General features: G+C 59.0%; 13 protein-coding genes. 9 read left to right on the top strand and 4 right to left on the bottom strand.

All coding sequences use genetic code 11. The features are described 5' to 3' along the window. The first annotated feature begins 274 nt into the window (after positions 1 to 274). The 5 genes from pgi to AB7E65_RS04080 all read left to right on the top strand — a co-directional run bounded on the left by pgi (position 275) and on the right by AB7E65_RS04080 (position 10302). On the top strand, positions 275 to 1948 hold the full coding sequence (pgi, locus tag AB7E65_RS04060) for a glucose-6-phosphate isomerase (RefSeq protein ID WP_428745310.1): 1674 nt from the start codon (positions 275 to 277) through the stop codon (positions 1946 to 1948). A 210-nt stretch (positions 1949 to 2158) separates the two neighbouring features. After that, positions 2159 to 5452: a PAS domain S-box protein gene (locus tag AB7E65_RS04065; protein WP_428745311.1), complete on the top strand. Its 3294-nt coding sequence runs from the start codon at positions 2159 to 2161 to the stop codon at positions 5450 to 5452. Further along, positions 5442 to 7169 carry a sigma-54 dependent transcriptional regulator gene (locus AB7E65_RS04070; RefSeq protein ID WP_072287083.1) on the top strand — a complete coding sequence of 576 codons (1728 nt, stop codon included), beginning with the start codon at positions 5442 to 5444 and terminating at the stop codon, positions 7167 to 7169. The genes AB7E65_RS04065 and AB7E65_RS04070 overlap by 11 nt, the downstream gene beginning before the upstream one ends. A gap of 566 nt (positions 7170 to 7735) precedes the next feature. After that, positions 7736 to 8206, top strand: coding sequence for a chemotaxis protein CheW (locus AB7E65_RS04075; RefSeq protein WP_072287084.1), 471 nt, complete (start codon positions 7736 to 7738; stop codon positions 8204 to 8206). Positions 8207 to 8316: 110 nt separating this feature from the next. Further along, on the top strand, positions 8317 to 10302 hold the full coding sequence (locus AB7E65_RS04080; protein ID WP_428745312.1) for a HAMP domain-containing methyl-accepting chemotaxis protein: 1986 nt from the start codon (positions 8317 to 8319) through the stop codon (positions 10300 to 10302). Between the two features lie 57 nt (positions 10303 to 10359). Here the strand turns inward: AB7E65_RS04080 and tsaA are convergent, their stop codons facing one another. Continuing rightward, positions 10360 to 11076 carry a tRNA (N6-threonylcarbamoyladenosine(37)-N6)-methyltransferase TrmO gene (tsaA, locus tag AB7E65_RS04085; RefSeq protein WP_072288121.1) on the bottom strand — a complete coding sequence of 239 codons (717 nt, stop codon included), beginning with the start codon at positions 11074 to 11076 and terminating at the stop codon, positions 10360 to 10362. A 144-nt stretch (positions 11077 to 11220) separates the two neighbouring features. On the opposite strand from tsaA, the gene AB7E65_RS04090 reads away from it, so the two are divergent. Beyond that, complete coding sequence (locus AB7E65_RS04090) at positions 11221 to 13707, top strand: PAS domain S-box protein (protein ID WP_428745313.1); 2487 nt, start codon at positions 11221 to 11223, stop codon at positions 13705 to 13707. Here the strand turns inward: AB7E65_RS04090 and AB7E65_RS04095 are convergent. Beyond that, positions 13704 to 14144, bottom strand: coding sequence for a (deoxy)nucleoside triphosphate pyrophosphohydrolase (locus AB7E65_RS04095; RefSeq protein WP_072287088.1), 441 nt, complete (start codon positions 14142 to 14144; stop codon positions 13704 to 13706). The two genes, AB7E65_RS04090 and AB7E65_RS04095, sit on opposite strands and share 4 nt — an antisense overlap. Before the next feature lie 127 nt (positions 14145 to 14271). On the opposite strand from AB7E65_RS04095, the gene ubiE reads away from it, so the two are divergent. After that, positions 14272 to 15042 carry a bifunctional demethylmenaquinone methyltransferase/2-methoxy-6-polyprenyl-1,4-benzoquinol methylase UbiE gene (ubiE, locus tag AB7E65_RS04100; RefSeq protein WP_428745314.1) on the top strand — a complete coding sequence of 257 codons (771 nt, stop codon included), beginning with the start codon at positions 14272 to 14274 and terminating at the stop codon, positions 15040 to 15042. Here ubiE and AB7E65_RS04105 read toward each other — a convergent pair. Together AB7E65_RS04105 and AB7E65_RS04110 are read right to left on the bottom strand one after the other, a co-directional pair. After that, positions 15024 to 18248: an AsmA-like C-terminal domain-containing protein gene (locus AB7E65_RS04105; protein ID WP_428745315.1), complete on the bottom strand. Its 3225-nt coding sequence runs from the start codon at positions 18246 to 18248 to the stop codon at positions 15024 to 15026. The genes ubiE and AB7E65_RS04105 overlap by 19 nt on opposite strands. Before the next feature lie 53 nt (positions 18249 to 18301). Then, positions 18302 to 19177: an RluA family pseudouridine synthase gene (locus tag AB7E65_RS04110; RefSeq protein ID WP_072287090.1), complete on the bottom strand. Its 876-nt coding sequence runs from the start codon at positions 19175 to 19177 to the stop codon at positions 18302 to 18304. Between the two features lie 224 nt (positions 19178 to 19401). Here AB7E65_RS04110 and smc point away from each other — a divergent pair, with 224 nt between their 5' ends. Then, a complete protein-coding gene (smc, locus tag AB7E65_RS04115; protein ID WP_428745316.1) occupies positions 19402 to 22929 on the top strand; it encodes a chromosome segregation protein SMC in 3528 nt (1175 codons plus the stop codon). Positions 22930 to 22938: 9 nt separating this feature from the next. Beyond that, entirely contained in the window at positions 22939 to 23298 is a 360-nt protein-coding gene (locus tag AB7E65_RS04120) for a roadblock/LC7 domain-containing protein (protein ID WP_072287092.1), read from the top strand. Positions 23299 to 23325: the final 27 nt, after the last annotated feature.

Genomic DNA, 23325 nt, shown 5'->3' on the forward strand with positions numbered 1-23325 from the left:
CTGCGCAAGGTTCCCCAAGGCGAGCTGGCCGATGCCCTGGTGGCTGAAGCCTGGAAGCTGGTCGAGGAGGAGCCACCGGGAGGACCGGAAAATAGATAAAACCGCGGGCCGATTTTCGCAGTGACTGGAAATCGGCCTTTTTTGTGTTTTCATTGGGGCGAAAGCAGATGACGGCATCGTCTGCAAAAGGATAAACCGAAACGGCATGCGCCGAAGGTTCGAGCCGAAACGCCTTGCGCGGCAAAACCGATCAACTTTGGACACAGGAGGTACCGTGCTGACCCAGACCAGGGCATGGCAACGCTTGCAGGAACATCACCGGCAGGTTTCCGGTAGCCACATGCGCGATCTTTTTGACCGCGACGATCGGCGGATGCAGCGTTTTTCGCTGCAGTTCGAGGATCTGCTGTTCGATTTCTCCAAAAATCGCATCACCGATCAGACCCTCGAACTGTTATGCGATCTGGCGCGGGAGTGTGGACTCGCGGACCGTATCGAAGGCATGTTCGCCGGAGAGGCGGTCAACTGCACTGAAGGGCGCGCGGCTCTGCACGTGGCGCTGCGCAATCGGTCCAACCGCCCCATGAAGGTCGATGGCGAGGATGTCATGCCGGCCGTCAACGCGGTGTTGACGCAGATGCGAAGCTTCGTCGAAGGGGTGCACAGCGGCGCATGGCGCGGTTTTTCCGGCGAGCGGATCCGTGACGTGGTGAATATCGGCATCGGCGGATCGGATCTCGGCCCTCGCATGATTGTCCAGGCCCTGACCCCATACCACCACTCCGGCCTGAAGGTGCATTTCGTCTCGAATATCGATCCGGCCGACCTTCTCGATACCCTGGCCGGGCTGCGGCCGGAAACCACGCTGTTTCTCGTTGCCTCCAAGACCTTTGGTACCCAGGAAACCCTGGCCAACGCGCATGCCGCCAAAGACTGGTTTTTGCGGTGTGCCGCCGATCAACAGCATGTAGCGCGCCATTTCGTGGCCATTTCCACGCATCGGCAGCGGGTGCGGGATTTCGGCATCGATCCGGAAAACATGTTCACCTTCTGGGACTGGGTTGGTGGGCGCTATTCCCTGTGGTCCGCCATCGGCCTGTCCATCGCCCTGGCTGTCGGCATGCAGCGCTTCGAGGAACTGCTGGCCGGCGCGCATGCCGTGGATGAACATTTTCGCAGTGCACCCTTCGAAAAAAACCTGCCGGTTGTCATGGCGCTGCTGGGGATCTGGTATATCAATTTTTTCGGTGCGGCCAGCCATGCCATCGTGCCTTACGCCCAGCATCTCCAGAGGTTGCCTGCCTACCTTCAGCAGGCCGACATGGAAAGCAACGGCAAAACAACTACCTGCGAAGGTCGTGCCGTTAGCTGGGATACGGGACCGGTGGTCTGGGGGGAACCCGGCACCAACGGCCAGCATGCCTTTTTCCAGTTGCTGCACCAGGGGAGCCGGCTGGTGCCTGTCGATTTTCTGTTGCCGGCGTGCAGCCATTACGCCCTGGGAGCACATCAGGATATGCTGCTGGCCAACTGCCTGGCCCAGGCCGAAGCACTGATGCGCGGTCGCACCGAAGACGAAGTCCGTCGACAATTGCGGGAGGATGGGCTGGGTACGGCGGAAATTGAACGTCTTGCGCCCCATCGGGTTTTTCCCGGCAATCGTCCCAGTAATCTGTTCATGTTCGGCAAACTGGCTCCACGCACCCTGGGGAGCCTGGTCGCCCTTTACGAGCACAAGATTTACGTGCAGGGCGTGTTATGGGGAGTCAATTCTTTTGACCAGTGGGGGGTGGAACTCGGCAAAAAACTTGCAGACACTATTCTGTCCGAGTTGCAGGGCGAGGGGGATTTGCGGGAGCATGACAGTTCGACAACCGCCCTGATTCATCGGGTCCGATGCTTTCCGCGCCGATCCGGTTGCCAGTCCGGGGACAGTGGCCAACAGTGAACAATCGCTGCGGCAAAGTCAATGTGATCCTCCCCGGAGCCTTTGTGCAAAAGGACGGCGGGATTTTTTCGGAGAAAGTGGTAATACGCGGTGCGGTTTGTTTTTTCTATGGTTTTCAGGCACTTCAGGGGGCGATGCCGGTGCGCTTTGCTGCTGGCAGCGGCCATAGGCTGTCCCGCCGCAGCTTCAGCCGGCGATTTGAACATCCTGATGCTGCACTCCTATCATATCGAGTACGACTGGACCCGTGACCAGCATGCCGCATTTGTCGGGACCCTGAAGCAGCGCGCCCCACAACGGGAAATTTCCTTTTTTGCCGAATATCTGGACACCAAACGCAACCTGTACACCCCGGATTACGCCGCCTTTTTTGCCGAGTATCTGAAAAAAAAATTTCTCGGCTACCATCTCGACGCCATTTACGTCACCGATGACAACGCCCTGTCTTTGCTGCTTCGCTACCGGCAGGAACTGTTCCCCGGGGTACCCGTGGTGTTCAGCGGCGTCTGCAACCTCTGGCCGGGCAAACCAGGCAAAACCGCCCTGTTGGACGGAGTTTACGAGCGCAAGGATGTGGCGGGCAACGTGCGGATTGCCAAGGCCATCGACCCCGGCCTGAAAAAGCTCTACTTTGTCGGTGATGGCGGGCCTTCCCATAATTTTATCGCCCGGCAGGTAAAGGCGGAAATGGCGAAACATTTTCCCGGCTTAGCCTATGAACTGGTGGCCGACCGTTCCCTGTACAAGTTGCGTGGCAAGCTTGCGGAAAAAGTCGAGGGAACCGTGATTCTCACCACCCTGGGGGGATTGCTGAGCCCCGATGGCAGTACCGTGCCGATCCCGGCGGCGGTTGCGACTCTCGCTGAATCGGGCAAATTCAAAATTCTGACCATGGGGTCCAATTATCTGACGGAAGGGGTCATTGGCGGCAGTGTGGTGGATGGTTTCGTTCAAGGACAGGCCGCCGCGCATGTTCTGCTCCGGCAGGTGCTCAAGGAATCCCCGGCGGTTGATGGCAAAGGGTTCGCAGCAACCCGCCATGTGTTTTTTTACCCCGCTCTTCAATCCTGGAAGATTTCACTCAAGGACCTGCCCGGCGACAGCGTTATCATCGACGGGCCGGCGCGGACCATCGGCCAGCACACCCGGCTGCTGCTCGGAGGGCTGGTGTTTGTGCTTTTGCAGGTCCTTCTGCTGGTGCTGGTGCTGCCCCGCCTGCGATCTCTCAAGCTGATCCGGCAGGCCCTGTACTGGAGCGAACGGCGCTACCATGCCGTGGTCAGGGTCATCAACGATGCCGTGATCGGCATCAATGACAAGGGCTGCATCGTCATTTTCAATCCCGCTGCCGAAAAGATGTTCGGCTATGCCGAGGAAGAAATCCTTGGCAAACCTCTCGATGGTTTGCTGCCGGAACGCTTTCGCGACCGTCACCGCAGCAGACTGGCCCGGTTTTTTTCAGGAGACCCCGTTTCCGATCTTCTCGGCCAGAATGTCGAACTGCCCGCGTTGCACCATAACGGGGAGGAGTTTTATGTCGAGCTGTCCCTGTCCCTGATGCACCAGGGAAACAGGGTCAAGGTGATCGCCGCCCTGCGCGACGTCACCGAACGCAGGCGCGCAGGGGACGAGCTGCGCCGCAGCGAAGAGCGCTATCGGGCGTTGGTCCAGACCCAGGTCGAAGCCGTTTGCCGCTGGCTTCCCGACACCACCCTGACCTATGTCAACGAGGCCTATTGCCGCTTGTACAAAAAACGTCCCGAGGAGTTGCTGGGGCAAAAAATCGTCGAAAGAATGTCAGCCTGCGAGCGGACCGCTATGGAGGAGCACATACGGCTTCTGATCGCCCAGCCCGGCACCCTCTATCATGAAACCTCGATTCCGCGGGGCGATGACCGCTGCCTCTGGTATCGCTGGAGCAATACCGCCATCGTTGGGGAGTTGGGGGAGGTGGTGGAAATTCAGGCTGTCGGCCTGGACATTACCGAACGCAAAAAGGTGGAGGAAGAACTGCGGGAAAGCGAGTCGCGATTTCGCGATACGGCTGATCTGCTGCCTCAGTCGGTTTTCGAGACAGATATTGTCGGGCGGCTGACGTTTGCCAATCGCGTGACGCTGGAGATGACCGGATGCAGCGACGAAGATCTGGCGCGAGGAATCAGCGTCTTTGACCTGATGGCCGGATCGGAACGCGAACGCCTGGTGCGGGACTTTCAAAAAGTGCTTGCCGGCGAGACGGTCAATGCCAGCGAATGTCTGATCGAAGCGCGCAACGGCTTCCGGTTCAAGGTGATGATTTCAGCCTCACCGGTGGTGCGTAAAAACCGTATCATCGGAGTGCGCGGCGTGGCGGTGGATATTTCCGAACGCATCGTCGCCGAACAGGCACTGCGACAGAGCGAAAAAAAATTCAAGCGTCTGTTCCGCGAATATCAGGCGCTGCTCGACGGCATACCCGACCCGATCGCTCTGATTGCGCCGGATCGTACCGTAGTGCGCACCAATCGCGGTATGGCCAACGCTCTTGGGCTTGCTGTGCAGGATATCCCGGGGCAAAAATGCTGCGCTTTATGGAACAGCGATTGCTGCGCGGAGGAGCAGTGCCCGGTGCTGTCCTGCTTTCGCACCGGTGCCCCGCAGAAAAAGGAGCTCAGAACCCGGGACGGCCGCAGCTGGGAGGTGCGGGTGTTCCCGGTCCAGGACAAAACCGGCACCACCGTGCAGGTGATCCGTTATGCCAGCGACATCACCCGCCAGATCCGGCTGCGCGAGGAGTCCCTGCGCACCGGCCAGCTGGCATCCCTCGGCGAATTGGCTGCCGGGGTCGCGCATGAAATCAACAATCCTATTAACGGTATCATCAACTATGCCCAGCTGCTGGCCGACAGTCTCGATATCGCACGGGAGGATCATGAGATTCTCAAGGGTATCATCGACGAGGGGGAGCGGATTGCCAACATTGTACGCAACCTCCTGGCTTTTGCGCGGACCCGCAAGGAGCATAAGGACCGCATGAACTTGTGGGATGCCCTGGCATGTTCGCTGGCATTGACCGAATCCCAGCTGCGCAAGGACGGCATCCGGCTGCAGCTCGACGTGCCGGCCGACCTGCCCGAGATCATTGCCCATGCCCAGGAAATCCAGCAGGTGATCCTGAATCTGCTGAGCAATGCCCGCTATGCACTGAACAAGAAGTATCCCGCTGTTGCCCCCGACAAGATCCTGAGCATCAAGGCCAGTCCCTGCGAGAATCAGGACGTTCCGTCGGTGCGGATAGATTTTCACGATCGCGGCATCGGTATCCCCGAAGGCGTAAGGCACAAGGTCCTTGCCCCTTTTTTCACCAGCAAACCAGCCGGGGAGGGAACCGGGCTTGGACTCAGCATAAGCCATGGCATCGTCAAGGATCATCAGGGCGAAATCCTTATCGATAGCCGTGAGGGGCACTTTACGACCGTTACCCTGATTTTTCCCACAGCACCCGAGGAAAACCATGAACACTGATGTCGAAGTTTCCGGAAGAATTCTTGTTGTCGATGATGAAAAGTGCCTGCGCTTCAGCTTTGAACGCTTTCTCAGTGCGGAGGGATACCGGGTCTCCACCGCGGCCGATTTCGAGGAAGCACTGGGACAATTGCGAAACGGGAAATTTGACCTGATATTTTCTGACATCGTGCTTGGCGGGCATAGTGGCATCGAGCTGCTGCGCATCCTTCGGGAGCGCGATCAAAACACCCCGGTGATCATGGTGACCGGTTTTCCCAATGTGGAGACGGCCAGCGAGGCCGTTCGTCTGGGGGCCTATGATTACATTTCCAAACCGGTCGTCAAAAAGGACCTTCTGCAGGTGGCGCGATCCGCCCTCAAGTACAAGCGGGCCATCGATCGGGAATCCGAAACCCGTACCAATCTCGCCGCTATTTTCGAGAGTGTCCGGGACGGTCTGGTGTCCGTCGATTGCTCGGAGGTGGTAACCGACTTCAACGGTGCCGCGCGCAAAATCTGTGGATTGGCGGAAGACGACCGCGGTGAAAAAATCGGTTCCTTGGCCATGCTCTGTTCGGGGCGATGCCGCGAGCTTCTGGACCGCACCCTCGAGCAGCGCCGTCCCCTGACCCTGGAGCGCATGACCTGCGAGCACCTGGAGCGCCCCGAGCAGGTGGTGTCCCTGTCCACGGCTCCTTTGCAGAACCGCGACGGAGATTTTTTCGGAGCGGTCATGGTCATTCGGGACGAGACGCGGCTCAACGATCTCGAGCGCAGCCTCAATCAGCGGCAATCCTTCCACCGCATGATCGGCCAGGGTCGCAGAATGCAGGAACTTTACGGTTTTATCGAAAACCTCGCCCAGGTGCCCTCCACGGTACTGATCCTTGGCGAGAGCGGCACCGGCAAGGAGCTGGTAGCCGAGGCCCTGCACCTTTCCGGTACACGCAAAAAACGTCCCCTGGTCAAGGTCAATTGCGCAGCCTTGTCCGATACGCTGCTTGAAAGCGAATTGTTCGGCCATGTCAAGGGTTCCTTCACTGGCGCCATCAAGGATCATGTCGGACGGTTTCAGAGAGCCGACGGCGGAACCATTTTTCTCGATGAAATCGGCGATATTTCGCCGCGCATGCAGTTGCGGTTGCTGCGGGTGCTGCAGGAAAAGGAGGTCGAGCGCATTGGCGACGCCACCCCCATCAAGGTGGATGTGCGCATCGTTGCCGCCACCAACCAGGATCTGGAGGAAAAGGTGCGCCGTGGCGAATTCCGCCAGGACCTCTATTACAGGCTCAAGGTCATTACCATGCAACTGCCTGCATTGCGGGAGCGCAAGGAAGACATTCCCTGTCTGGTGGATCATTTCATCCGGCACTACAACCAGGAGTTGGGACGCAATCTGCAGGGGGTCAGCGCCGAAGCCCTGCAGGCCCTGCAGAATTACGACTGGCCGGGCAATGTCCGCCAGCTGGAGCATGCGGTGGAGCATATTCTGATTCACTGCATGGAGCCGGTCGCGACCCTCCATCACCTGCCTCAGGAGGTTCTGCAAGCGCGTCTTTCGACGTCGAAACCTGATGGCGAGCCGGAAAATGATGAACGGCAGGCTATCCTTGCGGCGTTGCGGAAAACCGATTGGAACAAAGCCAAGGCTGCCCGGCTTCTCGGCATCGACCGCAAGACCCTGTATCGCAAAATTGAGAAATTCCAATTACTCGATCCCGGAGAGGTTGCATAGGGGGCTTCTCCATGTGGACGCATTGGCTGACGCGCAGCAGCACCGGCAAGCTTGGCGGTTGACGTTTCTTCGGTGTTCTGGCATTTCGTCTCCCGGTAAGGGCCGGCTTCGGATGGCTTCACGGCCCGCTGCGGAAAGCCAGTCCGGTAAACATGCCCCGGAAGTGGGGCGGTTGTCCCCGCCAGGTGCCCCATGCCTGCCCATGTTATGGCAGCAAGAAAAGCTCAGACGCCTGGCATCTGCGCGAAGGGCGCGTTGCGCAGGTTGTCGTTGTCGGGAGGCGCCGCCATGCAGGTGCATGGGGCACAGCGGATCCAGGCAAGAGGGCATGTATTTTGCAGCATTCGGGTAGCTTCCATTGGAGATCGCGGAAGTGTCGAGCGCTGACGGGGGCCTCCTCGATCTGCTGCCGGCCGGTTGGCGGTGAGAAAAGCGGGACACCGCCGACTGTTGGACAAGGCATGGCTTTTATCCTTTCGATGAACTGCAGCACCGGTCGTTTGGCGGCATCATCGAAGGTTTTTACCTGACCAAAAATAACAGGACGAAGGGAGTGGTTTCAAACAATGGACAATACGGTGCGCAAGGAAGACGGTTTCGGTTTTGTCGAAGAGGATACCCAGAAGGACAAGTACCTCACTTTTTCTCTGGCGGATGAAGTCTATGCCATTGATATTTGCTATGTAACCGAAATTATAGGCATTCTGAAAATAACCAAGGTTCCGGACATGCCCTCTTTCATCAAAGGCGTGATCAATCTGCGCGGCAAGGTCATTCCGGTGATGGATGTCCGCGCCCGCTTCGGTCTTCCCGCTCGTGAGTACGATGAGCGTACTTGTGTCGTGGTGGTCAATGTCGTGGACAATGCCATGGGGCTGGTGGTTGACCGTGTCAACGAGGTTATGGACATTCCGGCGGGGCAGGTTGAGCCTCCCCCGGCCAGCAAGGGGTCGGGCAGAGGCAAATATGTCAAAGGCATCGGCAAGGTCGAGGACGAAGTGAAAATTCTGCTTGACGTGGAGTGTCTTGTGGACTGAAACATGGGGGCTGTCCGGCAATTAGCGGTGCCCGGTCGAAGGGATGCATCGGGTTCCCTGGCGCGCATCGATGACCGACGGGCAGGATCTGGGGTGAAAAGGGGGAGACGATGGAATGGTTCAGAGATTTGAAAATCAGCGGCAAGTTGGGCCTGGCCTTTACGCTGCTGATTCTGCTGATGGCGCTTCTGGGGTGGGCGGGCTACATGAATGTGGTCAAGGTTGCCGGCCAGATGGAGCGGTTTTACCAGGTGCAGTTGCCTTCGCTGGATTATCTGCTGCAGGTTGATCGTGACCTTCAGCAGTTGATGGTCGCCGAGCGTTCCCTGTTGGCGACCGCTTCGGCCGATCCCCGTTTTGAAACCCTGGTCCAGCAATACGAGGAGAATCTCAAGCAGTCCGAAGAGCGCTGGGGGCTTGCCAAGGCACTGCTGCCCGCGGAGGCGACCGGCGCCATCTGTGCCCGCTATGAAAAAGCCCGGCAGGCGTGGAGCGCGTCATCCCGGCAGGTTCTGGACTATTGTCGTCAGGACAGTCCTGAAGCCAGACAGAGCGCCCTGGCCCTGAGCATGGGAGATGCGGCAAAATTGTTCGAAGACATGCGCACCCCCATCGATCAGCTGACGGAGCTGCTGGAGACAACCGCCGCGCGGGAAGCGGAGGCTGCCCGGCAGCGGGTTGGCGTTACGGTTTTATATACGCTGATTCTGTTTGCCCTTGGTCTGTTGGTGGCGGTCGGCGGCGGATGGTTTTTGAGCCGGGCGATCATCGGGCCGTTGCGCCGGGCGCTGAACCTGGCGGAGGAGATCGCCAATGGCGATCTGAGCCACCGATTGCATATGAAGCACAAGGATGAAACCGGCCGACTCGGCCATATGCTGGATGTCATGGCGGACAACCTGACCCGGCATGCCGAGCTGGCCGAAAAAGTCGCCAGTGGCGACCTCTCCGCCGAGGTCAGCCTGGTTTCCGACCGTGATCAGTTTGGCAAGGCTCTGCAAACCATGACCGCGCGTCTGAGCGAGCTGGTCCTGCAGGTGCAGACGGCCGTCGGGCAGATCAGCGTCGGCTCCGAGCAGGTGTCCGGCGCCAGCCAGACCTTGTCCCAGGGTGCTACGGAATCGGCCGCCTCGCTGGAGGAAATTACCGCCTCCATGACGCAGATGGCTTCCCAGACCAAACTCACTGCACAGAATGCCGAACAGGCCAATTCCCTGTCCAAGGGATCGCGCAACGCTGCGGCGCGTGGTGACAAACTGATGCAGGAGCTGGTCGAGGCGATGTCCGAGATCGATCGCTCCGGCCAGGATATCAACAAAATTATCAAGGTGATCGACGAGATTGCCTTCCAGACCAATCTGCTGGCGCTCAATGCCGCGGTCGAAGCGGCCCGTGCCGGTCAGCATGGCAAGGGATTCGCCGTGGTGGCCGAGGAAGTGCGCAACCTCGCGGCGCGTAGCGCCAAGGCCGCCAAGGAGACCGCTCAGCTGATCGAAAATTCAGCGGAAAAGACCCGCAACGGCAACTCGATTGCTGACAAGACGGCGGCCGCATTCAAAGGAATCGTGGCCGGAGCCGCCAAGGTTACCGATCTGGTCGGCGAGATTGCGGCAGCCGCCACCGAGCAGGCATCCGGAATTGAACAGGTCAACCGGGGTCTGGATCAGATAGACCGGGTTACCCAGCAGAACACGGCGCACGCCGAAGAAAGCGCGGCGGCGGCTGAAGAACTGAGCGGTCAGGCTGGCCAGCTCAAGGAACTGGTCGGGCGTTTCAAGGTGCGTGGCGCCGCCAGGTCGTTCCTGCCAACCGGCAAAAAACTGCCGCCATCAAGGTCGGGCCAACTCCTGATCGAGACATCCGCACAGAGCGGCAAACCAGCTCGGGAGGAATCCCGGATGCGCAGTGCCAGCAGCACGTCAACCCGAAATCAGCGGCCGCAGGGTACGGCCAGGGCCGCGGCGGTTACCGAAGTACCCGCCAAAAAGGCAACCGATACCAGGACCGTCGTAGCACCTTTGTCGGCCAATAAAAAGCAAGATCTGAAGCCGGAAGAAGTCATCGCACTCGACGATACGGAATTCGGCCGCTACTGATACTGCAGTTGCGGCATTTGATCCAGGGGTCCTCCATGCGGAGTGACCCCTGTTTTTTTATGGAATGCTTTTTTTTATGGAAACCACCAGGATTCGCTGTCCTTCTATCTGCCACTGCACTTCCAGATCGAACAGGCGCATGCCGAAAGATTGCCGCCCAGGGCGGTTGGCGTAGTAAGCCGGCCGCGGGTCGTTTTCGAGAACCTGGCGAATCAATGTTTCAAGGCGGGAGTGGCCGATGTTTTCGGCCGTATGGCAGAAGGCTTGCGCCTGTGGCGCGAAATCGATGCGCAAGGATGAGCGGTCAGGCGCTTCGGAGGCAAAACTGCCTCGCGCATCGGGCAGGGCATCGGCATAGGGGAGGTAGGGTTTGATGTCCACAACCGGGGTGCCGTCAAGGAGGTCGACTCCGCGCAGATGAAGGACCGAACGCCCCTTTTCCAGGTCGATCCCTGTCAGTTCGACAGCGGACAGGCCGATGGGGTTGGGCCGAAACGGGGAACGGGTGGCGAAAACGCCGAGCCGTTTGTTGCCTCCCAGTCGCGGCGGGCGGACAGTCGGTTTCCAGCCGCTGTCCAGGTGCGCGTGAAAAACGAAGATCAACCAGATATGGGAGAAGTCTTCCAGTCCCCTGACCGCCTCCGGCATGTCGAACGGCGGCAGCAACTCCAGCGTGGCGCAGGCTTCGGCGACGAGCCCGGCCTGGCGCGGGATGCCGAACTTGTCCGGGAAGCAGGAATGAATGAACCCGATAGGCTGCATGGGAATAATCATGCCGGTTTTCATATCACGAACGGGCACATCAGGACAGGAAAAAACGGATGGCCTTCAGCTGAAAATATTTTTATGGGGTTCGGCAAATCATGATATACAATGATCACAACTTATTTTTACCGGGGGCAAGCTGAAGGGACGTTCATGACACGGATTGTAGCTTCTGGCCGGACTTTCAAACAGAAAATTGAAGATCTCGAATGGCAGGATCATGTTTGTTATGTTTATGATCTGGACCAGGAATGGCAGGAGGCGGCGAGCGGTTTTCTCGCGGCGGGGCTGACCCGAGGAGAACGCGGCTGCTGTCTGCTCCCCGCGGGATTCTGGACGGGCCAGAAAACGCGTTGTGCCGATGACGCCATTCTCTTTCAACGGGCCATGGAAAAAGGATGCCTTTTGCATCCGCATGATGAGGATATGCTGGTCGCATGGCTGGCAGATTTGCAGGTTTTTTTCGAGAAACTCAGGGCGCATTGTTCCGCTGCCGGGTTCACGGGCTGCAGGTGCATTGTGGATATGCACTGGTTGCAGCGTTGCGGAATCCCCGAACAGGTACGTGGTGATTTTCTGTTGTGGCTCAACCAGTCGATGGCGGACATGCCGCTGTTGGCTCTGTGCGGCTATGCCCGGCAGCATGCCGCGCCTGCCGAATTGCAGGTTGCCTTTGCTCGGCACAGCTATGTCTGCCATGCCGGCCATTTGCTGCCCGGCGGCTTTGGCATGGAACCAGGATACGGTCATGCGAGGCGCCTGGGTCTGTCGATATCAAAGGGGCGTCGCCCATTCCGGCGAGGTCCGGTACTGGACGCAATTTTCAAGGCGGCGCCTTTCGCTCTGTGGATACTGAATCGGAATCGGCAGGTCGTATTCGTCAATCAGCAGGTGTGCGATACGCTGGGTGTTTCCGAAGAGCAGATCCTCTCCGGCGCCTGGCTGCCTGCAGCAGGCGCCGGAGAGTACGGCACGTTTTTCGGCATGCATGATCCAGCGGTGTATGAAGCCGGGGGGCCGGTGGAAACCGAGCTGTCCCTGATGCACGCCGATGGTTGCCTGCACGATTATCGGGTCATCCGCACCCGGGTGATGGGAGATGATGGACAGATCGAAGGCATTCTTGGCCTGGCTCTGGATATCACCGATCGGAAAATAGCCGAAAAGCGGCTTCGTCAGAGTGAGCGACGTTTCCGGGATATTGCCCTTGAGGTAGGCGACCTGATTTGGGAAGTTGGGCCAAACTGGCGCTTTCGCTATCTTTCGGAAAAGGCAAAAGACATCCTTGGCTACGAGGCGGACAGGCTGGTCGGGCGATCTCTTGCCGAACTTGACAATGCCGCACCGCAGGAAACCTGGCAGGTTCTGTTTCGTGCCCTTGAGACAGCCCCGACCCGGTTTCGTAATGTCGAAAAATGGTGGCAGACTCCGGATGGAAGACAGCGCTGTCTGCTGCTCAGCGGCGTACCGGTCATCGGTGAAGACGGTCGGCCGGGCGGGTTCCGCGGGGTGGCGGAGGATATCACCGAGCGCAAGCAGCAGGAGGCTAATCTCAAAAGAGCCCTGTGGCAAGCCGAGGATGCCCGTGATAAAATCGACAGTATCCTGCGGTCCATCACCGACGCTTTGATTGTTGTCGACAGCGGCGGCCGTTTCGTCATGCTTAATCCCGCGGCTGAAGATTTGTTCGGGACCACTGCGGAACAAGCGCTGGGGGCCTCAGTGTATGCACTTTGTCCGGGCAGCAATGTCAGCGACGCCATACGTCGATTGATGGCGGACGTGGCGACGGGTTCAGCCGTGGATGAAATCTGCCTGGCCTGGCCTGCCGAATCGGCCCGGCGGCAGACTTATTTTAAAGCCCGGGCCTCGCAGGTTCGCAATCTGCAGGGAGACGGCCCGGGGGTTATCGTCCTTTTTCAGGACATGACCCGCGAGCGGGAAATGGAGCGGCTTAAAACCGAATTCATTTCCACCGCCGCCCATGAGTTGCGCACGCCCCTGACTTCCATCATGGGGTATCTCGAGTTTTGTATGCATCCGGAAGAATTTGGCGGTTTTCCAGATGCACAACTGCGGGAATTCATGGCGGAAATCTACGACAAGGCCGAGGTTCTGGAGCGCATCGTCTCCGATCTTCTGGATATCAGCCGCATGGACGCGGGAAGGGAAATCCCCCTGATCATGGAAACGGTTGACATATCCCAGGTCAGCCGCAAAATCCTGCAGCATTTTCAGTTGCAGTTTCCGGCTTATCGGTTTGAGATGGTTTTTGCGCCGGAGATCAGCCACCGGGTTCAGGCCGACCGGCAAAAGCTGGTGCAGGTTCTGGAAAACCTGGTGAGCAATGCCGTGAAATATTCCCCCGAAGGTTCCGTGGTCAGAGTAAGCGGAGCTTCCGAAGGCACTGCCTATCGGATCTCGGTGTGTGACCGGGGGATCGGCATGACGCCGCAGCAGATCGCCAGGATGTTCGAAAAATTTTATCGTGCCGTTGATCTCAACAGCGGCGTACGTGGTCTCGGGCTCGGCATGCATATCGTCAAGCACATTATCGAGCGCCACGGCGGCACCATCGCGGTTCACAGCCAGCCCGGCAAGGGAACCGAGATTATCGTCAATCTGCCTTTGGGTGGTTAAGGGCGGGTCTTGAGCATGCTGTCGAGGGCGGCAATGTTTCCGCAAACGGGTTTCCGGCAAGCAAGGCGTTCAAAAATCGGTTGATCCGCCTCCAGCATGGGGTAACGGCCGCTTTCGCCGGGGTGAATCCAGCGGTGATCCTCCACTTCCAGGTGTTGCAGGGTGCCTTCGAGCCAGCGGCATTCGTAGGCCAGGATCAGAACCGGACCCCAGTCGTAGCGGTGGTACACCACGTCAAAAATCCATTCCACCGACGCTTCGATCCCCAGTTCCTCGCACAATTCCCGCCGCAGGGCGCACTGTGGCGATTCATTGCTCCGCAGCTTGCCGCCGGGCAGTTCCCACAAACCACCATGGGGTTTGTGCGCGGGACGGCGGGTGATCAAAACGCGTTCCTGCTGCCTCAGGATGGCTGCGACAACGATCAGTGGCTGCATGCTGGGCTCCTTCTGTCCGGTCGGGGCAAGCGACTGTGGCTCCGGTTTTTGCCGGCTGGTTTTATTGGCCCGTGCTACGACACGACATGATCGCATCGCAGACGGCCGCAGACAACAGGAATGACCTATGTCCAATGACTATCGGCCGGGGATGGATACCCGGCACTTGTTCGACCGCATAGCGCCCCGCTATGATCTGCTCAATCGGTTGCTATCCTTCGGCATCGATCGTCGCTGGCGGCGCGCCGCGGTGCAGGTGCTGGAACTGGCCGGCAATGCCCTGGTCCTGGATGCGGCCACCGGTACCGCCGATGTGGCGCTGGCGATTGCCGCGGCACATCCGGCCGTCAGGGTGGTCGGCGTGGATCTGTCGGCGAATATGCTGCGTGCCGCCGCCGCCAAATCCGGCCTGCTGGCGGAGCGGATCCGTCTTTTGCAGGGATCCTGCGAGAATCTGCCCTTGCGCGCCGAGCTTTTCGAGGGAGCGGTCATCGCCTTTGGCATCCGCAACGTTCTCGATCGCGAGGCGGCCCTGCGTGAGTTCTATCGTGTGCTGAAGCCCGGAGGTCGCCTGGCGGTGCTGGAGTTTTCCCGGCCGCCTGGCTTTTTGCTGGGCCGACTTTACCGTTTTTACAGCCATTGGGTACTGCCGTGTATTGGCAGTCTTCTTTCCGATGGCTCCGCTTATCGCTATCTTCCTGATTCAGTCGAGGTTTTTCCTTCCCGATATGCGTTCATGCGCCTCATGGAGCATGCCGGATTTCGACAGGTGTGCCATTGCGACCTGACCGGCGGCATCGCCACTCTTTACAGCGGCTGCCGCCCGCTTCACGATCCCCTGCGGGAAACCGGGATGGCCGAGACGCCGAACTGTCCCGGTCAGGGCTCTCCGGTCTGAAACAGTTCCCCCACGTCTTCGATAACCTTGCCAGGCAAACCGAGCACTCTTTGAAAGATGCCCAGCACCTTTTCCGAGACGGAGGTGACGGGGATGGCATCGACGTCGGGATCCCCGCTCGGTCCGCTGATGCGAAAATGTGCCGTAATCAGGGCTTTGCTCTCGCCGGTCAGGATCCATCCGGCCAGGGGGATGCTGGATACGATCTTGTCCACGGTGCCGAACGGTTTGACGCCCATGACCAGGTTCAGACGATCTTGACGCAGGTCCCAGTTGCCCACCAGGGAAAGGTTCATGGCATTGCTTTCCACGATCAGATCCTCCGTTTCCAGGTGCCCCTCATCAAGACGCAAGGTGGCATCCAACCGCTTGAAGGGCATGCCTTTCTGAGCCATGTCCGGCAATCGGAAGGAAAAGATCTGTGAGACGTTGAATAGCGAAAAAACCTTGGACAAAAAGGAAAACCTGTACAGCACGCCGTTCTTCATCCGGATGTCGGCCCCACCTTTTCCACGGATCAGCAGTTCGGGGCCGGCAGGCCCCTGCAGATAAAAGGCACCGTCCATCGATCCGCTTATCAAGCCGGGGTTTCTCAGCAGATCGGCTTGCAATTGACCCGCATCGACACCGCTCAGATTTCCCGTAAGGGTCAACAAGGGCGGCGTTGATGCGATGCTGTTGTCAATCAGGATGGTACCGTTTGCGGATCCCGCCGCCAGTCGGCATCTGAGCGGGGAAATATTGACCCTGTTGTTTTCGGCCACGATCATCCCCCTGGCGTCGGAAAAACGCAGGTTGCCATATTGCCCTTCGTCGACCGACGCGTGGATTACCAGTCGGCTGGGGTTTTGGCTGACGGCGGGCCCGTTCGACAAAGGCTCGTCCCACAGCGCCAATACTTCATCGATGGAGGCCTTGCGGGCATGGATGTTCAGTTCGCCATGGTTCGGAGAAAAGGTCTGATGACCGCTCAGGTGAAATTTCCGCCCGTTGTGCAGATCGAAGCGGATATTTTCATAAAGGATGTGCTGCCGGTCAAGCACCATGATGCCGTCGAGATTGCGAAATTCCACCTGTCCGCCGGAAAAGATCAGCTCATCGGCACGCAACCGCGGCGCCCGGACATGCAATCGCAACGCCGCTTCGGCAAGGCCGTTTAAAGTGCCGCTGAGCAAAACTTCTGATTGACCGAGGCGGGCTTTGACGTCACGGAACCGGCATTGATGATTCTGGAGATTGAAGCTGCCGTTGATGTTTTGCAGTTCGGATCGCAGTCCCGGCAAGGTCAGGCGCGCGTCGGAGACCACCATCCGCCCGTTAAAGGCTGGGGCCGACAATGTTCCGGAAAGGTTTCCGTTCAGGGAAGCTGTGCCCGTGAAATGCTGTGCTGCAGCGCCCGGAAACAGCTCGGCGACTTTTTTCAGGTCCGTCGGAGAGAGCTGCAGTCGAAAATCCAGAGGCAGCGGCTTTGCGGTACCGAGGTGTCCTGAAAAATGCAGCGTGAAGGGGGCCACGGTCAACAGCCCTTTTTCGATGTTCCAGTTATCCGCAAGCTGGTGCGCGGAAAAACTCAATTTGCCCGGCTGCCCCCCGCTTTTTTTTATGCGGTGCTGCAGTTCGATGCTGCAGCCGCTCAGGTCGGCCCGCACCTCGGCCTGCAATTTGCCAGGACGGCCGGCAACCGAAACCCCCAGGCCGATAACTCCCCCCGCTTTGCCGGGCCATACGTGGGCGGCAGACAGGTGCTGCCACAGTTTTGCTGCCGGCGCGGTCCATCCTGCCGTCAGCGTCAGGGTTGCGGCGTCGCTGAACAGCCGGTCGGCCCTGCCGGAAAAGACTAGCGGGCCGGTCAAAAGCGAAGCCGTCCCCTGGCTGACATCCAGCCGCCCATCCTGATACGTGAGGCTGCAGTTGACCTCTTCGAGGGGAAGGCCGGCCGCCAGGTCGAGGCGGGCCTTCCGCAAGGTGAGCCGGGCGTGGGTGATGGGCAGCGGCGCGTCGATCTGTCTGAATCGATGCAACGGACCGGCGAGCCGCAGGTGATCGATCTGGAGTGAGCCCTGTTCGAGATTGTCAGGCAACAGGGACCGTTGCGGTGCTCGAAATTCCTCGGGCAGCCATTGCCGGAGTCGGGGCAGGGCCAGCGGCGGACTGGCAAAAGTCCCTTCGAGCCAGGGTTGTTTTTTGTCTCGCTGGAGGGAGAGACGGCCCTGAAGGTGGAGCTGATCGAGAGATAGCTTCAGATCATGGATGGCGGCAAGTTCGTCCGTAAGTATCCAGATGCCTTCAGCGGCAAATTTTTGCACGGAGCGCGGCTGACGGTAATGTTTCGGCCAGTCGAGAGCTATCTTTTCCCCCTCCACGCCGGCGGAAAAATGCATCCCTTCAGACAGGGACCCGCTTGCCCGAACTGTCAGGGCGGCTGTTCCGGTCAGCTTCAGGCTGGCCGGAGGCAGGTGAATCCAGCGCGCGAATTCCTCCAGGGCGAGGTTTTCCAGCTGCAGCTGCAGCTGGCCCTGGGCTGTTTGCCAGTTGCGCAGGTCCGGGTCCAGCGCAAGGCGTCCAGAAGCATTGACATGAGCGATGCCCTGCTGCTGCATGAGCCGGGCTTCGATTCGAATTTTACAGGAACGCCCGCTTGTCAAATGGCGCAGTTTGAGTTGCACGGCATCGATATGTGCCGGCACGGGCGCGGACCGGGAATCGGCATGGCGGCTGGCAAGCGTCAGCTGTCCATCGACGATGGTCAGATTTTTTACCTGTACTGTTTGCAACAGGGTGGACAAGAGATTGAAAAGCTCCCCGTCGCCGGGCTGCTCGAAAGAGAAACCCTGCAGCTGGAGATGGGGCTTTTCGAGCACCATGTCGTCGAATACGACTTTGCCGGACAGCATCGGCAGCAGCCGCGGTTTCAGAAAAAGATGGGAAATTTCGCCGACCGCTGCGGACCGCGATGCCCCGATACGTACATCGCCGAGGTCGAAAGCCGGGCCCTTGTGCCAGATAAGGGCTGTGGACCCGATGCTGACCGGCTGTCGCAGAGCCAGGCTCAGCCGATCGGCGAGAGACTGTCGGTAGGCATTCAGATCAAACGTCGCCAGAAATAAGCAAACCCCGCCGGCAAAGAGCAGACTCAGCAGGCCGGTCAGGGACCAGAATGGGTGACGGCGGAACCAGGAGGGAGCTGTTAACCGTTGTTTGGGCATGGATCAGGTTTCCGGTGGCCGAGCGACAGGCACTGGCCGTTTTTCGCGCTGTATCAGGCTGGTGAAGGCGGATCGATATGCAAGCATCGCAGAATGCAAAGCAGCTCTTCAGGCAGAGGTGCCGTTACGCAGTGATCCGGCATGCCGGTTCCGGCGGGCCAGGATAATTGCCCACAATGCAGAAACAGCCGCTCCAGGCCGATCAGTCCGGATCCACCGTAACGGCGGTCTCCATATACCGGCCAGCCAGCGTCGGCACACTGCTGGCGGATCTGGTGCTTGCGGCCGCTCAGTAATTCGAGTTCCAGCAAGGCTGCATCGCGGTGACGTCCCAACACCCGGAACCGTGTCGCAGCATGTTTGGTCTTGTCCTGAACCCTGACCGCACTGGTCAGCATGCCGGTTTCCGGTGGCATGCCGCGGACCAGGGCCAGGTAAATTTTGCTGCACGGACCGGTTTGCAGAATCCGCCCCAACTCGGCGATGGCCTTGCGGCCTTTGCCGAACAGAACCGGCCCCGAGGTTCCGACATCGAGGCGGTGAACCGGCGCGACCATGTAAGGGGCCTTGCGGTATTGCATCCAGGTTCGCACGCGTGCGGTCAGGTTATCCTGTTCGTGGCCTGCGCTGCTGTGCACGGCAAGTCCCGCAGGTTTGAATACCGCCAGGAAAGTATCGGCTTCCAGTAAAATCTCCAGAGGCGGCAGGTCGGTGGAACAGAGCTTACGGAGTCGCTCGCTGTCAGGTAGATGCAGTGTTTCACCGCCGTGCAGGAAATGGTCCTCAGCTAAGGCTTTTCCGGCGTATTGCACCTTGCCGCGACGCAGCAGCTGACGCAGGTAGGCACGGGGTGCGCCCGGAATGCGCTTCTGGAGAATGGCGAGAACGGTCTTTCCGGCATCCTCGGCGGTGACAGGTATCATTATCATGGTCGCTCATCATAGCCGTTGTCGATTGTTCAGACAAGAGTTCATCTTGGTTTCGCCCAGCGCGGCAGCCGACCGGAGGGCGAAGTGTGACAATCCGTCATGACGGGGCATCGTCGGTTGTCAAAATCCCTCTTGGCAAACTGCTTTACATGGCTCTTGGGGCTTGTTAACATGGCGCGCTATCAATCAGTGCTTTGTCCGGAGAGGATTGTCCACCCACGCGTATGCAGATCAAACGCATAGAAATCGCTGGATTCAAGTCGTTTGTCGATCGGGCCACCCTTGATTTCGGTCCCGGTATAGCGGCTGTGGTCGGGCCCAACGGCTGTGGCAAAAGTAATGTGGTCGATGCGATTCGCTGGGCGCTGGGGGAGCAGAGTCCCAGGAATCTCCGCGGTCGGGCCATGGAAGACGTCATTTTTGGCGGCAGCGAAAGCCGCAAGCCGGTCGGCATGGCCGAGGTATCGCTGGTGTTTGTCAACGAGAAGGGGCAGGGGCCGGCCACGGTGCGCGATTATGCCGAGTTTATGGTAACCCGCCGTCTTTTCCGCAATGGTGACAGTGAATATTTGCTCAACAAGACCCCCTGCCGACTGCTGGACATTTCCGAGTTGTTCATGGATACCGGAATCGGCGCCCGGGCTTATTCCATTATCGAGCAGGGCAAGGTCGGCCAGATTCTCAACGCCAAGCCGGAGGACCGGCGATTTCTCATCGAAGAGGCTGCCGGCGTCAGCAAGTTCAAGGCGCGCAAAAAGACCGCCTTGCGAAAGATCGAGGCTACCGGGCAGAACCTGCTGCGGCTGCGCGACATTATCGGAGAGGTCAAACGTCAGCTGGGCGGCCTCAAACGGCAGGCTCGCAAAGCTGAACAGTATCGTGCGTTCCGCGAAGAAGAGAAGCAGATCGAGCTTTGCTTTGCCCGCCGCCATCATGCGGATCTGGTTCGCAGCGGCCAGCAGCTGAACCAGCAAGAAACCCTTGCTGAACGACGGGCAATGGAGTTGGAGAGCCGTTTTCAGCGACATGAACTCAAACTTGCCGAGCTGCGGCTGGTGCAGGCCGCATCCGAAAGGGATCTCAGCCAATGCCAGGAAGGGGTGTTTCACCTCAATGGGGAGCTGCAACGGGTCGAGGCCCGTCTCGAGTATGTAGCACAGGCGCTTGCGAATCTCGACCGTCAAAAAGAGCAGTATCGGCAGCAAAGTCTGGCTCTGCAGCAGCGTTTACTGGAGATCGGGGTTGAAGAGACCGCTCTAAAGGAGGTCGCACAGTCCCTGTCCGAAGAGTTGCAGGAGCGGTCCCTCGTCATGGAGAGGGAATCAGCCATTCTCGAGGAGCAACTGGCTGCGGAACATGAAGGCATGACGGCGCTGGAAGAAGCCCGAAGGGCGCTGTTCGAGGGGATGACCGCCTTGTCACGCAGCCGCGCTGATCTGGAAGACGCGGATCGGCGACTGCAGGGGCTGGAAGAGCGGATATCATGGCTGCGGCGCGAGAAAATCCAGTTGCAGGAGCAAAGAGCGGCTGTCCAGGAAGTCCTGGTAGGCGGTGTACAGGAACTGGAAAACCTTCGCGGGTTGCTGGACGGCCTGGAGCGGGATCTGCAGAGCAGCCGCGAACAGTCCCATCTGCGACGCCGACAAATGGAGGATAACGAGCAGCAACTGCTGGAGACGCAGGAGCGGCTTGGGGAGTGTCGGTCCAGGCTGCGGTCACTGGAGCAGATGGAGCGTAACCTCGAGGGCTGCGGTGCCGGCGTCAAGCTGTTGTGGCAGGATCCGCGCCTGCAGCATCATCTGGTTGGCATGGTTGCTGACCTTATCGAAGTACCCGCCGCGTATGAAGTGGCTGTCGGGGCGGTTCTGGGGGAGCGCCTGCAGGCGCCGCTGCTTCGACAGGTCCAGGATGCCCTGCTTGCCCTGGAGATCCTGCGGGATGGCGGCGGACGTGCCAGCCTTGTATTGCCGTGCGGCTCTTCGGCCGCCGGGCCACAACGCGCAGCGGGCATTTGCCTGTCCAAGCTGGTGGTTATCCGCGAAGATGCTGTCTCCCAGCTACGGTCATTGTTTGATGACGCGTATCTGGTGGATGATCTGACCCCCTTTCTGGGAACGGTTTTGCCAGAAGGCGTGGTTCTGGTTACGGCTGCCGGCGATCGTCTGGACCATCGCGGGGTGGTGCACGGCGGTGCCCGTACGGAAATGGGGTACCAGCTGCTTTCCCAGAAACGCGAGATCAAGGATCTGCGGGCCCGGCAGAAGATTCTCGAACAAAATCTTGGCGTTTTGCGCGATGAGAGAAACGAGCAGAAAAGCGCATTTGAAATTGCTGAACAGATGCAGGAGGCCTTGCGCGAGGAGCTTCACGCTCAGCAGCTGAAATGCGCGGAACGGGAAAAAGACCTGGCGCGGGCCGCTCAGGAGTTGGCCCGCCTTGATGAGCGCCTCGAGGTTGCTGCCTTCGAAGATGATCAGGTTGAAAAGGAACGTTGCGCTTTGCAGCGGCGGCGCGGTGAAGCCGAAATTCTTTGCCGGCAGATTGATGCTGGCCGCCTGGAGCAGGAATCGGCCGTTGCCCGGAGTGAGGAGCAGCTGCGGATATCGCGCCGGGGTCAGGATGCTCTGCGGGAAAAGGTGACGGCGCTCAAGGTTTCTCTTGCCGAGCTTCGCGAGCGACTGGAAGGCGGGCGGCGCCAAAGTCAGCAGCTTTCCGAAACCGGCCGGGATGTTCAGCGTCAGCTGGACCAGTTGGAGCAAGGTCGCTGTCAGGCCGAATCGGAAGTCGAAAGTCTTCAGGACGAATTGAAGCAGCTGCAGATGACATTGGAGGCATTGTATCAACGCCAAAAGGAACAGCAGTCGCGCCTGAATCGGCTTAAAGATGTTGCCGAACAGCAACAGCAGCAGATCGTGGAGCAGGATGAATCCCTGCGGACCGTGCGCGGCCAGCTGCAGCAAGCCCGGGAGGATCTCTCCGGGTTGCAGATGCGGGGGCGGGAAGTCGCGATGGAGATCAGCCACCTGCGCCAGGACATCGCTTTCCGATACCGTGTCGAACTGGCTCAAGAAACAATGGAGGAAACCGACGGCAATTTTCACCCCGCGGCCGCGGAAGCACGTCTCCTGGAATTGCGGCGCAACATCGAGACCATCGGCGAAGTGAACCTGACCGCTATCGATGCCTATCGCGAACTGGAACAACGGTGGGAGTTTTTATGCCGGCAGGAAGCTGATCTGCAAGGGTCTCTGGACGGACTGCACGCCGCCATTGCCAAAATCAACCGCACGACCCGCAAGCGGTTTCGCGAAACCTTTGATCAGGTCAACGCCATGTTTCAGCAGATATTCCCGCGGCTGTTTCTGGGGGGCAGGGCGGAGTTGACGCTGACCGACGAGCAGGATCTGCTCGAGGCTGGAATCGAGATCGCGGTGCAACCCCCCGGCAAACGGCTGCAGAATGTCGGTCTCTTGTCCGGCGGGGAGAAGGCATTGACGGCCATTGCCCTGATTTTCGCCATTTTTCTTATCAAGCCATCACCGTTTTGCGTGCTGGACGAGGTCGATGCTCCGCTGGACGAGGCCAATATCCAGCGTTTTAATGACATGGTGCGCGAAATGTCGTCCAGATCGCAGTTCATTGTCATAACGCATAGCAAAAAAACCATGGAAATGGCCGATATTCTTTATGGTGTGACCATGGAGGATCCCGGTGTTTCCAAACTGGTATCCGTTCAGCTAAACGATTATTGAGGATTTGCGATGCCTTTTAAAACAGTTCTCAGGGATCTTGTGAACAGCGTTCCCGGTGCCAGGGGTGCCATTATCGCCGACTGGGAAGGCGAAGCCGTGGATCAGGTCGGCCCCATGGACGAATACGACCTTCGGCTTGTCGGCGCCCACAAGGGCATCATACTCGGGAATCTGAGAGTCATGCTCGACCGTATCGGTAACGATGATCTGCGCGAAGTGATAATTTCTACCCGTGACACTCAGACCCTGGTTTTGCCGATCACCCCCGATTATTTCCTGGTGCTTGCCGGGTGCCGGAATCAGTTGCTGGGTCGCGCCCGTTTTGCCGCACGCCGCTGCGTGCAGATCCTCAGGCAGGAAATTGACTGACCGTTTTGTCCGGGCCGGGGCATGTGC

It is taken from the genome of Syntrophotalea sp., assembly GCF_050253115.1.
GTDB lineage: Bacteria > Desulfobacterota > Desulfuromonadia > Desulfuromonadales > Syntrophotaleaceae > Syntrophotalea > Syntrophotalea acetylenica.